This is a genomic window from Pseudogemmobacter sp. TB195 (assembly GCF_058313095.1).
Genome location: NZ_JBZEGG010000029.1, coordinates 1 through 14,581 on the forward strand (window position 1 = coordinate 1; position 14,581 = coordinate 14,581).

At 65.0% G+C, this 14,581-nt stretch carries 14 protein-coding genes; 6 read left to right on the forward strand and 8 right to left on the reverse strand.

From position 1 onward, the window contains the following. Positions 1-235 precede the first annotated feature (235 nt). The 8 genes from AC4FS3_RS23630 to AC4FS3_RS23665 all read right to left on the reverse strand — a co-directional run bounded on the left by AC4FS3_RS23630 (position 236) and on the right by AC4FS3_RS23665 (position 8,507). Positions 236-1,753: a GMC family oxidoreductase gene (locus AC4FS3_RS23630; protein ID WP_491022544.1), complete on the reverse strand. Its 1,518-nt coding sequence runs from the start codon at positions 1,751-1,753 to the stop codon at positions 236-238. Positions 1,754-1,756: 3 nt separating this feature from the next. Then, positions 1,757-2,800, reverse strand: a complete 1,044-nt coding sequence (locus AC4FS3_RS23635) for a 2,5-dihydroxypyridine 5,6-dioxygenase NicX family protein (RefSeq protein WP_491022545.1) — start codon at positions 2,798-2,800, stop codon at positions 1,757-1,759. A gap of 27 nt (positions 2,801-2,827) precedes the next feature. Beyond that, positions 2,828-3,358, reverse strand: a complete 531-nt coding sequence (locus tag AC4FS3_RS23640; protein WP_491022546.1) for a flavin reductase family protein — start codon at positions 3,356-3,358, stop codon at positions 2,828-2,830. Further along, positions 3,355-4,644: an amidase gene (locus AC4FS3_RS23645; RefSeq protein WP_491022547.1), complete on the reverse strand. Its 1,290-nt coding sequence runs from the start codon at positions 4,642-4,644 to the stop codon at positions 3,355-3,357. The genes AC4FS3_RS23640 and AC4FS3_RS23645 overlap by 4 nt, the downstream gene beginning before the upstream one ends. A 5-nt stretch (positions 4,645-4,649) precedes the next feature. Further along, positions 4,650-6,083 (reverse strand): amidase, encoded by a 1,434-nt coding sequence (locus AC4FS3_RS23650; RefSeq protein ID WP_491022548.1) that lies wholly within the window; start codon positions 6,081-6,083, stop codon positions 4,650-4,652. A 4-nt stretch (positions 6,084-6,087) separates the two neighbouring features. Continuing rightward, a complete protein-coding gene (locus AC4FS3_RS23655) occupies positions 6,088-6,471 on the reverse strand; it encodes a nuclear transport factor 2 family protein (protein WP_491022549.1) in 384 nt (127 codons plus the stop codon). Positions 6,472-6,537: 66 nt separating this feature from the next. Continuing rightward, positions 6,538-8,025: a 4-hydroxyphenylacetate 3-hydroxylase N-terminal domain-containing protein gene (locus AC4FS3_RS23660; protein ID WP_491022550.1), complete on the reverse strand. Its 1,488-nt coding sequence runs from the start codon at positions 8,023-8,025 to the stop codon at positions 6,538-6,540. Positions 8,026-8,090: 65 nt separating this feature from the next. Beyond that, positions 8,091-8,507: a carboxymuconolactone decarboxylase family protein gene (locus AC4FS3_RS23665; protein ID WP_092902376.1), complete on the reverse strand. Its 417-nt coding sequence runs from the start codon at positions 8,505-8,507 to the stop codon at positions 8,091-8,093. Positions 8,508-8,695: 188 nt separating this feature from the next. Between AC4FS3_RS23665 and AC4FS3_RS23670 the strand changes: the two genes are divergently transcribed. The 6 genes from AC4FS3_RS23670 (at position 8,696) to AC4FS3_RS23695 (ending at position 14,573) form a co-directional block, all read left to right on the forward strand. Further along, positions 8,696-9,556 (forward strand): N-acyl homoserine lactonase family protein, encoded by an 861-nt coding sequence (locus AC4FS3_RS23670; RefSeq protein ID WP_491022551.1) that lies wholly within the window; start codon positions 8,696-8,698, stop codon positions 9,554-9,556. Next, on the forward strand, positions 9,553-10,305 hold the full coding sequence (locus AC4FS3_RS23675) for an SDR family oxidoreductase (RefSeq protein ID WP_491022552.1): 753 nt from the start codon (positions 9,553-9,555) through the stop codon (positions 10,303-10,305). The genes AC4FS3_RS23670 and AC4FS3_RS23675 overlap by 4 nt, the downstream gene beginning before the upstream one ends. Positions 10,306-10,332: 27 nt before the next feature. Beyond that, positions 10,333-11,241 carry an NAD(P)-dependent oxidoreductase gene (locus tag AC4FS3_RS23680; protein WP_491022553.1) on the forward strand — a complete coding sequence of 303 codons (909 nt, stop codon included), beginning with the start codon at positions 10,333-10,335 and terminating at the stop codon, positions 11,239-11,241. Next, on the forward strand, positions 11,241-12,587 hold the full coding sequence (locus AC4FS3_RS23685; RefSeq protein ID WP_491022554.1) for an MmgE/PrpD family protein: 1,347 nt from the start codon (positions 11,241-11,243) through the stop codon (positions 12,585-12,587). Before AC4FS3_RS23680 ends, AC4FS3_RS23685 begins: the two co-directional genes overlap by 1 nt. Before the next feature lies 1 nt (position 12,588). After that, positions 12,589-13,803 carry a pyridoxamine--pyruvate transaminase gene (ppaT, locus tag AC4FS3_RS23690; protein ID WP_491022555.1) on the forward strand — a complete coding sequence of 405 codons (1,215 nt, stop codon included), beginning with the start codon at positions 12,589-12,591 and terminating at the stop codon, positions 13,801-13,803. Between the two features lie 62 nt (positions 13,804-13,865). Beyond that, a complete protein-coding gene (locus AC4FS3_RS23695; protein ID WP_198838760.1) occupies positions 13,866-14,573 on the forward strand; it encodes a GntR family transcriptional regulator in 708 nt (235 codons plus the stop codon). The last annotated feature ends 8 nt before the right edge of the window (positions 14,574-14,581 follow it).

The window sequence follows — 14,581 nt, forward strand, 5'->3', positions numbered from 1 at the left end:
CTGATCACCATCGCAAATGCAATCCTGAAAACAGGAGAGGTATGGCGTCAACAGCTCAATCAATAGACACAATTGCTCGTAAGGCACCTTCTTTGTAAGGCGCCGGTCCTGGTTCGCCTTGCGGGGTGACCCGGATGGCGAAAGGATCTGTCAAAAGACGCCGGATGCTCCGCTTGCGCTTGTCTGGTGGGGCTGGTTGCCTATGCCGCGATAAGGATCGTGGTCGGTCGCGAGTTCAGTCTGCTCCGGCGATGCCCCGCGCAAAGCTCTCAGCAATGGCCAGGACGGCGGCATGGATCGGGCCGGCGGTCAGGGCAGGCAGCACCGAGGCATCGACCACCGCAAGATTATCGGTGCCGATCAGCCTCAGATCGGGCGTGGTCACCGCCCGCGCGTCGCGCCCCATGCGGCAGGTGCCGGATGGATGGTGGTGGGTGATCGCGGCCTGCGCGATGAAGGCGTCCAGATCCGCATCCGTATATACCGGGCCCGGCAGGATCTCGTGATCGCGCCAGGCGTCGAGTTCGGGCCTGGCACCGATCTCGCGGGCGGCTTTCAGCGCCGCGCGGAAGAGGCGACGGTCATTGCCGGTTGAAAGATAGCGCGGCTCGATCACCAGCGGATCGCCGGGCGAGGGGCCGGTGACGCGGATCTCGCCCCGGCTGGTCGGATGGGTGACCCCGAACAGCAGGCTGTAGGCGGTGCCTGGGGCAGGCGCGTCGAACATTTCGGAGGTGATCGGCGCCACGCCGCAGCCAACCACGATTTCTGGCTGGCCGGTGGCGGTGAAACCCTCTGCCCGCATATAGGCCATGCTTTCGGAGTGCTGGAGCCTTGAGGGCGCCACAGGGCGTTTTGCCGCATAGAGATTGCCAGCACCAAGCAGGTGGTCCATCAGGTTCCGCCCCAGCTCCGGCACCGCCAGCTGGCAGGGGATCCCAGCAGCTGCAAGCACCGCTTCCGGACCGATGCCGGAACGCATCAGAAGGGCCGGGCTTTCGAGCGCGCCTGCAGAGAGGAGGATCTGATCGGCCTCGATCCGGCCCGCAGAGGTTTCCAGTGCGGTGATACGCGATCCGGCTATGGTAAGGCGGGTCACCAATGTCCTGGTGAGCAGTCTCAGGTTCGTGCGCGCCCGAACGGCAGGTGTCAGCCAGGCCTCGGCTGTGGTAACGCGTTTCCCGTTGCGGATCATCAGCGAATTGGGCGTGACCCCGATCATCTCGCCGGTGTTATGCCCTTTCAGGCGTTTCAGCCCCAGTCCGGCCCCGGCCTCGATAAAGGCGCGGGCAAGGGGGGAGACCTCGTCGCCGGGCAGCCAGACCGGCATCGGGCCGCCTTTGCCATGGATACCATCCCCGCCATAGCTATGATCCTCGATGGCGAGAAACGCAGGCATAAGACCCTCCCAGGACCAGCGGGGATCGCCGGTCGCCTCCTCCCAGATGGCGAAATCCTCGCGGCAGCCCCGGAAATGGCCAAGCGCATGCAGCATCGACGAGCCGCCAAGCCCCCGCCCGCGTGCCCAGGAAAGAGCGCGCCCGGCAAGCCCTGGCTGTGGCGTGGTGCGGTAATCCCAGTCATAGTCGCGATGCTGGATCGCGGGCCACATCTGCGGGTTGAGGATGTCGGGGTCGGTGGGTTCGCCCCCGGCCTCGATCAGCACCACCTGCCGCGTGGGGTCTTCCGACAACCGTGCCGCCAGCAGGGCGCCGGCAGAGCCGCCACCGACAATCGCGAGGTCAAAGCGCATGGGTTACTTCTGGTCCGGTGGCTGCACCACGCCATCAATCGTCATCGCCTCACCATCCAGCGAAACCGAGCAGTTCCGGAGCGGAATATCGAGGTGGCAGGGCGTGTCGCGGTCGCCGCCGGCCTCGGTATTCGGGCCGGAAGACCAGAGGAAGTTACCTGCGAAAGACCGCGCATCCATGCCGAGCTGCGATTGCGGGTTGTAAAGGCCCAGCACCGTCCAATGCGCGCGGTTTTCCAGCCCCCAGCCGACATGCGCCATGGCATAGGCACGCGGATCATTGAAGCTTTCCATGAACTTGCGCATGAATTCGGCCTCGGTACGGCCTTTGATATCGACGATCATGCCCTTTTCAATGGTCACGAAAACCTGTTCGCGGGCGTAATGTTTGAAGGGCAGGATGATGTCACCCTCATCGATCACGATGGTGCCCTCGGCGCTGCCCTCATCGGGCCAGCGCGCCGAAAAGCAGGACGGCCAGTGATCCCAGCGGCCCGGCTCATCGGCGAGCCCATATTGCGTCAGCACCGGATATTGCCCCAGCCTGCAGCGGAAATCGGTGCCTGCGGCGGATGTCACGTGCATTTCTTTCGCCTGCCCGATCTTCTTTGCCGCCGCCAGCACGCGCAGCTTATCTTCCGGGCGCGGGATCTGGCGCATCATGATCTCGGGTGGCTCGACCGCGAGCAACATGCGGGTGCCGCCTTTCAGCACCTCTTCCTGTTCTTTGGAAAACAAGAGTTGCAACGTGTCGATCACCAGGTCGGACGCCTTCAGGCAGGCGAGGGCGGCCGAGTTCAGCTCCAGCGCGGTTTTGCCGACATAGCCGGATTTATCCGGCGACAGAGCCTTCTCGCCATTCATCACCGGCAGGTTCAGCTCGGTCACCACCGCGCCAAGATCCGAGGCTGCCAGTTTGGCAATATAGGCAATCTGGCGGTTGCTGTCGTCGCCGGTAAGAACCGTCACCTGCTCGCCGGGTTTCAGCCTGCACATGGTCAGCACCTCTTTCCAGCCCCTGAGGAAATGCGCGTCGCTGATGGCCATGGGGGGATCCTTCCTGATGGGGCGCTGTCAGAGCGCGGTCGTATGGGCGAGGGTGAAGAAGCTGCGGTTGAAATGCAGCAAAGGCGACGGCGCGGCGCCAAAGCGGATGGCCCGGACCTCGCCGATAAAGATCGAATGACTGCCCGTTTCGGTCGCGCCTGCGATCTGGCAGTCGAGATTGACCAGCGCGCCGTCGAGGGCAGGTGCGCCGGTGGCGAGATGCGTCCAGCCATGCGGGGCGAACCTGTCCTCGCCCTGGTCACCGGTCTGGCCGGCAAAGCGCTGTGCCACCTCGCGCTGGTCATCGGCGAGGATATTGACGCAGAAACTGCCTGCGTCTGAAATGGCGCGATGCGCCGCGCCGCCCCGGTTGACGCAGACCAGCATCGAAGGCGGCGTGACCGACATCGAACAGACGGCGGTGGCGGTGAGGCCGCGCCGGGCGGGGCCTTCGCCTGCGGTGATTATGGTGACCGTGGCCGCCAGCAGCCGCATCGCGGCGCGGAAATCGTCTGGCAGCGGATCTGTTCCATGGGTCGGGTCTGGGCCTTGGGTCATGGAAGCGCCTTTTGCATCTGTTCCAGCCAGAGCGCCGCAGAGGCCAGCCGGTGATCGGCGCCGCGCGCGCCCACAAGCTGCACGCCGATCGGCAGGCCCCTGGGCCCGGTCGCGCCGGGAAGGTTGATCAGCGGCACCTGCAAGACGCTCCAGAGCCGGTTGAAGATCGGATCACCCGTGGCGGTGCCTTCCGGCGCCTCGCCTGGGGCTGCGAGGGTGAGCACGGCGTCGAACCGCGCCAGCAGATCGTCCATCCGGGTGCTAAGGGCGGGGAGCTGTTCCCGCGCGGCGCGGTAGCGCGGCTCCGTCACCCGGGCCTGATCTTCCAGCATGGCGCGGGTGACGGGGGTCAGGCCCTGCCAGTGGTCGCGGATCTCGGGGGCGAGGGAATGCGTCACCTCCCAGCCCATCACGGCTTCATGCAGGTCGAAAATACCGTCATACCAGGCGGGCGGGTCGAGAAAGGTGACCTCGGCCCCGGCCTGTTCTGCCCGGGCCTTGAGGCGTAAAACCGTCTCTGTGCTTGCCGGATCGGCCTTTTCAAGCCGCGTGCCGGGCAGAACCGCGAGGCGCGGGCGGGCAGGGGGGGTAAGGGTCGCGAGGGCCTTATACCCCGAGAGCACCGAGGCCGCATGCGCGGCGTCTTCAATGCCGCGTGCAAGGATCCCCAGCGTGTCGAGGCTGTGGCAGAGCACCTTGATCCCCACCGTATTGATCAGCCCGAACGAGGGTTTCAGCGCAGTGACGCCGCAATAGCTCGCCGGGCGGATCACTGAGCCGGAGGTCTGGGTGCCAAAAGCCAGCGGCACATGGCCGGCGGCGACAGCGGCACAGGATCCCGAAGAGGAGCCGCCTGGCGTATGGGCCGGATTATGCGGGTTTCGGGTCTTGTTCGGGCTCGCCATGGCGAGTTCAGTCGAGACGGTTTTGCCAAGGACCAGCCCGTCCGCGGATCGGGTCAGCGAGACCGCTGCCGCGTCCCAGGGGGGGCGGAAACCATCATAGATCTTCGTGCCGTATCCCGTGGGCATATCTGCGGTGTCGATCACATCCTTGACGCCAACCGGCACACCCGCGAGCGGGCCTTGTGCGCCACGCCGGTCCAGCGCATCGGCGCTTGCGCGGGCCTGATCCGGGTCGAGATGCTGCCAGGCCATGACCGGGCTGTCGGTGGCGGCGATCTGTTCAAGATGCGCCTCGGTCACCTGACGCGCTTTCAGCTCGCCTGCAGCGACGCGGGATGCGATCTCGCGGGCGGAAAGGGCAAGGATCGTCTCTGGTTTCATCGCGCTCACCCGAAGACACCGGGGCGGCGGCCAGCCCAGGGCCGCGCTTCTTCGATCATATGCGCCAGTTGCAGCAGCATCAGGTCTTCGCCGAAGCCTGCGCCGATATGAATGCCGATCGGAAGCCCGTTTCCGCTTTTGCCGAAGGGCACCGACATGGCGGGGCAGCCCGAGGCATTGAAGACGGCGGTAAAGGGGGAATGCGACCAGAACTGGTCATAAAAGGCGTCGAGGCTCTGACCGCTGCCGGCAAGCTTTCCGATGGGCGGTGCCGGTTCAGCGGCGGCGGGGGTCAGAACAGCGTCATATTGTGCGAAGAAGCGGCCAAGCGCGCGGGCCGCGCCGTGCAGGGTCTGCACCGCCGCAAGATAGGTGGTCGCGGGCAGCGAGAGCGCCTCGCGCACCCATTCGCGGTTGACCTCTTCCAGCTGCGCGAGGCGGGGCGAACTCGGGTCGCCGCCGGTCACGCCAAGCGCCACGTTCGTGCCGACGACCTGGCGCCAGGCGGTCTTCAGCGCGAGCGCATCATAGCCCATATCGGGGACCGGGATAATGGTATGGTTGCAGTCTTTCAGGAAGCGCGCGGCCTCATTGGTGACACGGATCATCTCGGGGTCGATGATCTCGCCAAGGGGCGCTTTGGTCACGAGGGCGATCTTCAGATGCCCGGTTGGCTCTATAAGCGCGGCAAGATAGCCCGGGCGCGCAGGCGAGGCCCAGGGGTCGCCGATATCCGGCCCGGCGGTGATATCAAGCATCGCCGCGCTGTCGCGGACCGACCAGGTCACGGCATGCGGCGTCGACATGCCGCCAATGGCCTCGGCGGCCATGGGGCCCACCGGGTTCACAAGGCGCGAGGGTTTGAACCCGAAAAGCCCGCAATGGCTGGCGGGGAGGCGGGTTGATCCGGCGCCGTCTGACGCATTCGCGAGCGGCACCATGCCAGAGGCGACAGCAGCGGCGGACCCGCCTGATGATCCGCCCGCCGTGCGGGACAGATCCCATGGGTTGCGGGTCGGGCCGAAGGCCTCGGGTTCCGAGGTGAAGGAAAGCGCAAATTCCGGCGTGTTGGATTTGCCGAGGATCACCATTCCGGCGGCCTTGTAACGCGCGGTGATGGTGGAATCGCGCTGGCTGACCACGCCTCGCAACAGCTCCGAGCCAGAGGAAAGCAGCATTCCCTCCGCTTCGAACCCGGTGTTTTTCAACAGCATCGGTACCCCGGCCAGCGGGCTGACGGGCAGGAAGCCTTTGGCGGATGCATATGAAGCGACCTGCCTGCGGGCGAGGTCGAAATGCTCATGCACGACCGCATTCAGCTTTGGGTTCAGCCGCTCGATCCGTTCAATCGCAGCCTCCAGAACCTCGGAGGGGGTGACCTCGAAATCGTCGATCAGCTTTGCGGTGGCGATGCCGTCGAGAGTGGAGAGTTCCTGCATTGCCTCAGCCCATCTGTGCTTTGAAGAGGTCGAGGTCCCAAAGGTCTTTGGTGACCCGCAAGACCCCATCCCGGATTTCAAACAGATGCAGCCCGTCAAGCGCAATGGGGCGGGGACGGCCATCCTTGCCGGTGAAGGTGCCGGTCATATGATAGGGCACCGCGACGTGATCCCCCGCGCGGATAAGTCCTCGCCGCACCCAGGCGGCATCGGGAAACATGCGCCAGAAGCCTTCCAGCCCCTGGGCCAGCGCCTCATGGCCCTGCCGCGATTTGCCCATGGCGACTTCGTCATGGCGGCCATCAGCCGCATAGAGCGCGGCAGCCCCCTGCGCGTCGTGCGCGGCATAGGCGGCGTAAAAGCGGTTGATCAGGTCTACGTATTGCATGGCAGCACCCGGGCCAGAATCCGGAATGGCCCCGCCCGTGGCTGAAACGGGCGGGGAAATCAGGGATCACTCGATCCCGGCGATCTTCTTCACCTGGGCGACGTAAGTGTCGCGCTTCACCTCATTATAGAGACGGGCGCGGAGGGCCGGCGCAGGCGTCGCGTTGACGTTTTCGAACAAAGCCACCCGACCGGCGAGCGAACCCGAGGTCATATCCCAGATGAAGTTCATCAGCTGTTCCTTGACCATGGCAGAAACGCCATGGCCGGGCAGCAGCTCATGCAGGAAATGGCCAACTTCGGGGTTGTCGAAAGCGCTCTTGCCGAAGCGCATCACCAGACCCTGGCCGCACATCTCTTGCAGGATATGGATGATCTTCGGATAGTTTTCGATGGAATAGAGCCGCCCTGCCGTCAGCATGCCGACATCGGGGCGCACCACGCCGCCTTCGAGTTCGACCGCCAGCGCCTCGGCTGCGGTGACAAAGGCGCGCAGCGTCTGCGCATATTCCACCAGCTGGCCCAGCATCATCTGCACTGCCGGGATCTTGCCGGTGCCAAGGTAGTCAAGCACCATCTGCCCCGCGCCGACAAACAGTTCAGCCTTGACCGCAAGGCGGGTCAGCACATGCCAATGGGCATAGACGCAGACCGGGCCATACCAGGACATGCCGGTCGGGTCGCCCAGGTTGAAGAGCCGCTCTTTCGGGACGAAGACATTGTCGAAGACGATGAACTGGTCGGCTTCCTCGCCCAGCGATGACACCGGATGGTCGAATTTCGACGCCTCCGGCTGCGAGACCATCTCGCGCGAGATCATCTTGATGCCATCGGTGTCAATCGGCACCGAGCCCCAGATACAGGCCTCGGGCGGCGTCTCCATCAGCCCGCCGAGATTGGTGAAGAAGATGTCATTGGCCTGGGCGGCGATCGAGCCCACGGTCTTGGCGCCGTAAATATAGACGCCGTCTTTCGTGACCTTTTTCACCTTGAGCATCGAGGCTTCGGACGCTTTCGGCGAGGAGCGGTCGGCCTGTGGCCCGGCAAGGCTTTCCGAGGCGGTCAGATTGTTGTTCTGACCATATTCCATATAGGCTTCGATATTGGCGCCGAAATCGGGGTCGATGCCGTCGATCATCGATTTCTTCTGCCGGAAGGTCGGGAGGTAAGCGTAAAGCCCGGCGACAATCGCCGGCGACAGATCCGGCGGGCGGCCGAAGGTGCCAGCTGTTTTCAGCGAGGTATATTCGATCATCCTGCGCCGCGCGGCGAGGTCTTCTTTCGAACGCGGCACCTGCCAGGCGCGGGAAATCACGGCGCCGATCCTGTCGTCATAATAGGTGGTCGCGTCCTGGTATTCCGGGTCGAACTGATCGTCGAACATCAAGGCCAGCGTATCGATGCCTTTCGCCAGCGCCGGTTCGTCATAGACAGAGGTCAGTTTGCGACCGCCGACCCAGATCTGCCGGTTGTCTTTCAGCGAGTCCTTGTATTCCGCACCGGTCTTCAGCCGATGCGGCCTGCCGTTGATCGTATCTGGTTTTCCCTGTGTCACGGGGGTGTTCTCCTGTTGGGATGACATGCCGCGCCCCTCGTGCCGGGGGCTGCGGCGAAAGCAGGTCAGGTCTTTTCGGCGGCGGATTTCTCATCGCGCATCTGGCGGATCACCTCGGTTGCCGACCGCATCGCATCCAGCGCCGCCGGCACGCCGCAATAGATCGCGGCCTGCAGGATCACTTCGATGATCTCGGCTTCCGTCACGCCATTGTTCAGCGCGCCGCGGACATGCAGCCTGACCTCATGCGGGCGGTTCAGCGCGATCAGCATTCCAAGGTTCAGAAAGGATCTGGTCTTGCGCTCCAGCCCCGGACGGGTCCAGATTTCTCCCCAGCACCATTCGGTCACGAGTTTCTGCAAGGGCGCGGTCAGCTCATCGGCATTGGCAAGGGAGGGCGCGACATAGGCGTCGCCCAGCACCTCACGGCGGACCTGCAGCCCTTTTTGAAACTGCTCACCCTCGAATTCGGGACGGGTCATGTCATTCTCCGCTGGGGATGGGGCGCGGGCCGAAACAGTCGGGTTGGACGGGCCTGCTGAACTGCGCTCAGGTTAGGCATGGCGCGCTTGACCTGTCAACAGATTGTATGACAGGATTACGGTCATACTGATAGACAAAACACCGCTGCCCGCAAATAAGGCAGCCGCAAAGAGGAGGCGGGGCCGCGATGCAGGATCAGCACTTACCTCCGGCCGAGGCGGCGGTTTTCGAGCTTTTTGCACTGCGATATGCCGAACATGCGGCCCGCCAGTCGGGCGAGAATTTCCTGGATGCCGCCGCCGTTTCCGCCGATCCGCATGAGGCGGGATCGAACCTGGATTACTTCATCTGGCTGGCGCGGCGCGGGCATGAGGTCGTCGTGATCGATACCGGATTCGGGCCGGAGGCCGCTGTTCGGCGGGGGCGGCGCCTGCACCGGACCGCGCGCGAGGCGCTGGCGCTGATGGGCATCGATTCGCATCAGGTGAAGACGGTGATCCTGACGCATCTGCATTACGATCACGCGGGCGGCTTTGGCGATTTCCCGGCAGCGACCTTCCATCTGCAAGAGGCCGAAGCGGCCTATGCCACCGGTCCCTGCATCTGTGACCCGGCCGCGCGGGGTGTGTTTGATGTGGAAAATATCGTCGATTACATCCGCAGCCTTTACGCCGGGCGCATCCGGTTTCATCGCGGGGATCACGATCTGGGCAATGGCCTCCTCCTGCATGAAATACCCGGCCACAGCGCCGGGCTTCAGGCGGTGTCAGTCCCGACCGCGCGGGGGCGGGTGCTGATCGCCTCGGATGCGACGCATCTCTATGCCAATCTCGCGCGGCGCAATCCCTTCCCGATCCTCTGGGATGAGGCGCAGCTGCGCCGGGGGTTTGAGCGCCTGGCGACACTCGCGCCCTCGCTGGATCACATTGTCCCCGGTCATGATCCGCTTGTGATGCGGGCCTATCCACTCGTGTCGGAGGCGCTCGACGGTATCGCCGTGCGCCTTGATGTGGCGCCGCTGATCCCCTTTGCCGGGCTTTGCGCATGAGCCGGGGTGTACTGATCACCGGTGCGGCGCTTGGCCTTGGGCTGGATCTGGCGAAGGCCTTTGCCGCTGCGGGCGACCGGGTGTTTCTGTCCGATATTTCCCCTGCCGTCACTGATGCGGCAGCGGGCCTCGGTTCGGCCAGTTTCATCACCGATCTGGCGGTTTCCGGGGCAGCGGCGGACCTTGCCGCGCGGGCGGCGGATCACCTTGGCGGCGTCGATATCCTGATCAACAATGCGGTGATCCGGCGGATGGCCGGCGTCGGGGATCTGCCCGATGCAGACTGGGACCTCGCGCTCGAGGTCAATCTTTCGGCGCCCTTCCGGCTGATCAAAGCCTGCCTGCCGGGGATGAAGGCTAAGGGCTGGGGGCGGATCGTCAATATGGGCTCGGTCTATAGTCTGATCGCCGCTCCGGGCCGGGCCGATTACGTCACCACGAAACACGCGATCACCGGGCTGACGCGGACGGTGGCGCTGGAACTCGCCGATACCGCGATCACCTGCAACGCGATCTGCCCCGGGCTGATGGCGACAGAGTCGGCGCTGGCACGGATCAGCGCGCTGGCGGAGGCGCGCGGGATCAGTCAGGCCGAGGCCGGGCGCGTTTTTCTCTCGACCCGGCAGCCGGGCGGCAAATTCATCCCGATGGAAACGGTGACGGCGCTGGCGGTGTTCCTTTGCGGGACCGCGAGCGCGGGGGTCAACGGGGCAGCGATCCCGGTGGATAATGGCTGGTCCTTTGCCTGAGAGGCGGGGCCGCAACAGGAGAGCGAGATGGCTGAGACGGGTTTTGCGGGCCTTGGATTTGTAGGCCTGGGCAATATGGGGCGGCCGATGGCCGCGAATATCATCGCCACCGGTGCATCGCTGCTGGTGAATGACCGCGATGCAGGCGCGGTGGCTGCGCTGGTTGCGCAGGGGGCAGAGGATGCCGGTTCCCTCAAGGCACTTTGCGCCCGCGCAGAGACAGTTTTCCTCTCGCTTCCGACGCCGGAAGTGGTGCTGGCGGTCGGCCGTGAGATCGCCTCGCATCCCGGTAGCGTGAAGCGGGTGGTTGATCTTTCCACCACTGGTCCCAAGGCCGAGATGGATCTGGCCGAGGTGCTGGCGGCCTCCGGCATCGCGCTGATCGACAGCCCGGTTTCGGGCGGCGTGGCGGGGGCGAAGAAAGGGACGCTCGCGCTGATGGCCGCCGGGCCGTCGCCGCATTTCGAACGGGTCGAACCCCTGCTGCTGGCTTTGGGCAAGGTCATTCGCGTGGCCAATGAGCCGGGCAAGGCCCAGGTGATGAAGCTGATCAACAATATTTGCTCGGCCGCCTCGCTCGCGATCACATGCGAGGCGATGGTGATGGGCGCCAGGGCGGGGCTGGATGCTGATGTGATGATCGAGGTGCTGAATGCGGGATCCGGGCGGACCTCGGCCAGCACCGACAAGATCCCGCGTTTCGTGCTGCCGCGCGGGTTCGATTTCGGTTTTGCGATTGCGCTCTCGCTGAAAGACATCCGGCTCGCACTTGAGGAGGCCGAACGTCTGGGCTGTCAGATGCTGGTCGGCAATGCGGTCAGGACGCTGTTTTCCATCACCAAAGCTCAGCTTGGCCCCGATGCCGATATGACCGAGATCATCCGCCCGCTGGAGGCCTGGGCCGGCACCGAACTGCGCGGCAAGGCTGCTGGCTGATGTCCCTCAGCCGCCGGATCGCCGCCTTTGCCACTGATCCCGGCCCGCTGCCAGAGGCAGTGCGGGCGGCGGGGCGGCGGGCGTTCCTGAATATGACCGGCTGTGCGATCGGCGGCGCGCGCGAGGGCGCGATCGACCGGCTGGCCGCGCTGCTGCCGGCATTTTCCGGCCCCGCCACCGCCAGTCTGATCGGGCGGGAGGAACGCGCCGATATGCTCTGGGCCGCGTATATCAACGCGGCGGCGGCGAATATTTTCGATTATGACGACACCCATATCCCGACCGTGATCCATCCTGCCGCGCCGGTCGGGCCGGCGGTGCTGGCGCTGGCGGAAACCCTGGCGGGGCAGGGGTGCCCGGTTTCGGGTCAGGCGCTGATCCGGGCCTTTGTGACGGGGATGGAGGTGACCTGCCGCCTTGGCCTCGCGCTGCATCCTGTGCATTACGCGCGCGGCTGGCATATCACCTCGACCTGCGGGACGTTCGGGGCGGCGCTGGCTGCGGGGCAGATCCTTGGGCTGACCGGGGCGCAGATGGTCGATGCGATGGGGCACGCGCTGGCGCAGAATGCCGGCTCGGTCGAGACGCTGGGGACCATGTCAAAAAGCCTCTCGGTCGGGCAGGCGGCGCGGGCGGGCTTGATGGGGGCGCTGCTGGCGCAGCGGGGGTTTACCGGCCCGGAGGCACCGCTGGAGGGCCGGCAAGGGTTTTTGGCGCTGCATTCGGATGCCCCAGATCTGACCGTTTTTGAAGATCTGGGCCAGCGGTGGGAGGTTTTGCACAATACGTTCAAACCCTATCCCTGTGGTGTGGTGCTGAACCCGGTGATCGAGGCCTGTCTGGCGCTGCATCACGACCTGAACGCGGCGCAGATCACCCGTGTCACCCTGACCGGACATCCGCTGCTCAGAGCGCGCACCGACCGGCCCGGCGTGACCAAGGGGCGGCTCGCCCAGGTCTCGGCGCAGCATGCGGTGGCGGTGAGCCTGATCCGTGGCGAGGCCGGGCTTGCGGCGTTTTCCGATGCGGCGGTGACTGACCCGGTCTTGCGCGATTTTGGGGCCAGGCTGGTCTTTTGCGATGATCCCGGCTTTTCGCTGGAGGCGGCGGAGGTCAGGCTGGACCTGGCCGATGGCCGCAGTCTCACCCGCCGCGTCGAGGCCGCGAAAGGCGGGCTTGCATATCCGTTGTCCGACGAAGACCTTGCTGCAAAACTCGCCGGTCAGATCCGCCATAACGGCGCCGCGCTGGATGCTGGCACGCTGGTTGATGCGCTGACCGCCATCGAAGAGGCTGACAATGCCGCCGCCTTCCTCGCCATGACCCGCCCGCCAAAAGGAGTCTGAAATGCCCAGAAAACCGATTGCCCCGCCGGTTATGACCCTGACCACCGGTCCGGTCGATGCCTATCCCGAGGTGCTGCGCGCCCTCTCGCGCCCGGTGCTTTATGATTACGACCCGGCGTTTCTGGACTTCTATGAAAGCGTCAATGCGAAGGTCCAGCGCGCCTTCCATACCGGGACGCCGCCGGTGATCCTGCAGGGCGAGCCGGTGCTGGGGCTGGAGGCAGCCGCCGCCTCGGTCATCGCCAAAGGCGATGTGGTGCTCAACCTCGTCTCGGGGGTCTATGGCAAGGGTTTTGGCTATTGGGCGGCGCGTTATGCCGGTGAGGTGATCGAGCTTGAGGTGCCTTATAACGAGGTGCTGACGGCGGGGGCTGTGGCGGATGCCCTGGCGGCCCGGCCCGATGTGGCGGTGGTGTCGCTGTGCCATCACGACACGCCTTCGGGCACGCTGAACCCGGTTGATGAGATCGGCGCGGTGGTCCGGGCGGCGGGGAAGATCTTTATCGTCGATTCGGTTTCGGCCTTCGGCGGCGTTAAGGTGCTGCCCGAAGATTGCGGGGCGGATATTTTCATCACCGGGCCGAATAAATGCCTCGGCTGCCCGCCGGGTCTGTCGCTTTTGCATGTGTCAGATCGCGGCTGGGCGAAGATCGCCGCCAATCCCGATGCACCGAAAGACTCGATCCTCTCGATTGCCGACTGGCGGCAGGCGCATCTGGCGGGGCAGGGCTTTCCCTTCACCCCGTCCGTCTCCGAGATCAACGCGCTGGATGCCGCGCTGGATGTCTACCTGACCGAGGGCGAAGAGGCCGTCTGGGCGCGTCATGCGCTGACCGCGAAAGCCTGCCGTGCCGGGATTATTGCCGCTGGCATGCGGCTTTGGCCGGCGCGCGAAGAGATCGCCTCGCCGACCTGTACCGCCGTGGCCACGCCGGATGGCGTCGATGAAGCGGCGCTGCGCGCCCTGATCCGGGCACGTTACGGGGTGATGCTGTCTTCGGGACGCGGCGAGACGCTGGGCCGGCTGACCCGGATCGGCCATATGGGGCCGACCGCGGAACCGACCTATGCGCTGGTCGCAGTGGCGGCCATGGCGGGGGGGATGCGCGCGATGGGGGTCAAAGGCATCGACCCGGGCGCCGGAGTTGCGGCGGCACTTTCGGTGATCGACGCCACCGGAGAGTCGGTCCTTTCACCAGAGGCGATTGTCGTATAGTAACATTGTCATATGGCTGGCGGCGCGACACCGTACTGCAGCCCCGATCATGATGGTATGGAATGAACGGCAAAGCCCTTCCGCTGGAATTTCGCGTGACCAAGGCCGCCGCCCCGGTGCGCCATTCGGTGACCGAGAGCATCCGCAATTCGATCGCGCTTGGCTATTTCACCGCCGGGCAGCGTATTACCGAACGTGACCTTTGCGAGATGACCGGCGTGTCCAGGACCGCCGTGCGCGAAGCCCTGCGCCAGCTGGAAAGCGAAGGCCTCGTTCAGGTCGTGCCGCATCGCGGGCCGATCGTGGCGGTGCTGACGCCGGAACAGGCCGAGGGCATTTACCAGGTCCGGATCGAGCTGGAGGGCCTCGCCTGCGAGCTGTTCACACGCAATGCGACCGATGCAGATATCGCCGCGCTGAAAGCCTCGTTCGAGGTGCTCAAGGGCATCGGCAATATGACCGACCCGCTGGAGCGGCTGACCGCGAAAAACGCTTTCTACGAGAGCCTGATCTTCGGCGCCCATAATGAGGCGCTTGGCCATACTTTGTCTTCGCTGAATGCGAGGGTCATGGTGTTGCGCGCGACTTCGCTGGCGGCTCCCGGCCGCACCGCCGAAAGCCTGCTGGAACTGGCAGAGCTGGTCGACCATCTCGCGGCGCGGCGCGGGAAAGAGGCGCGTAAACTCGCGGCGCGCCATGTGATGAATGCCGGCAAGGTGGCGATCGGGATCCTGAAGAAACGCCTCGCCGAGGAAGCGGCTGAAGGCTGACCGCGCGT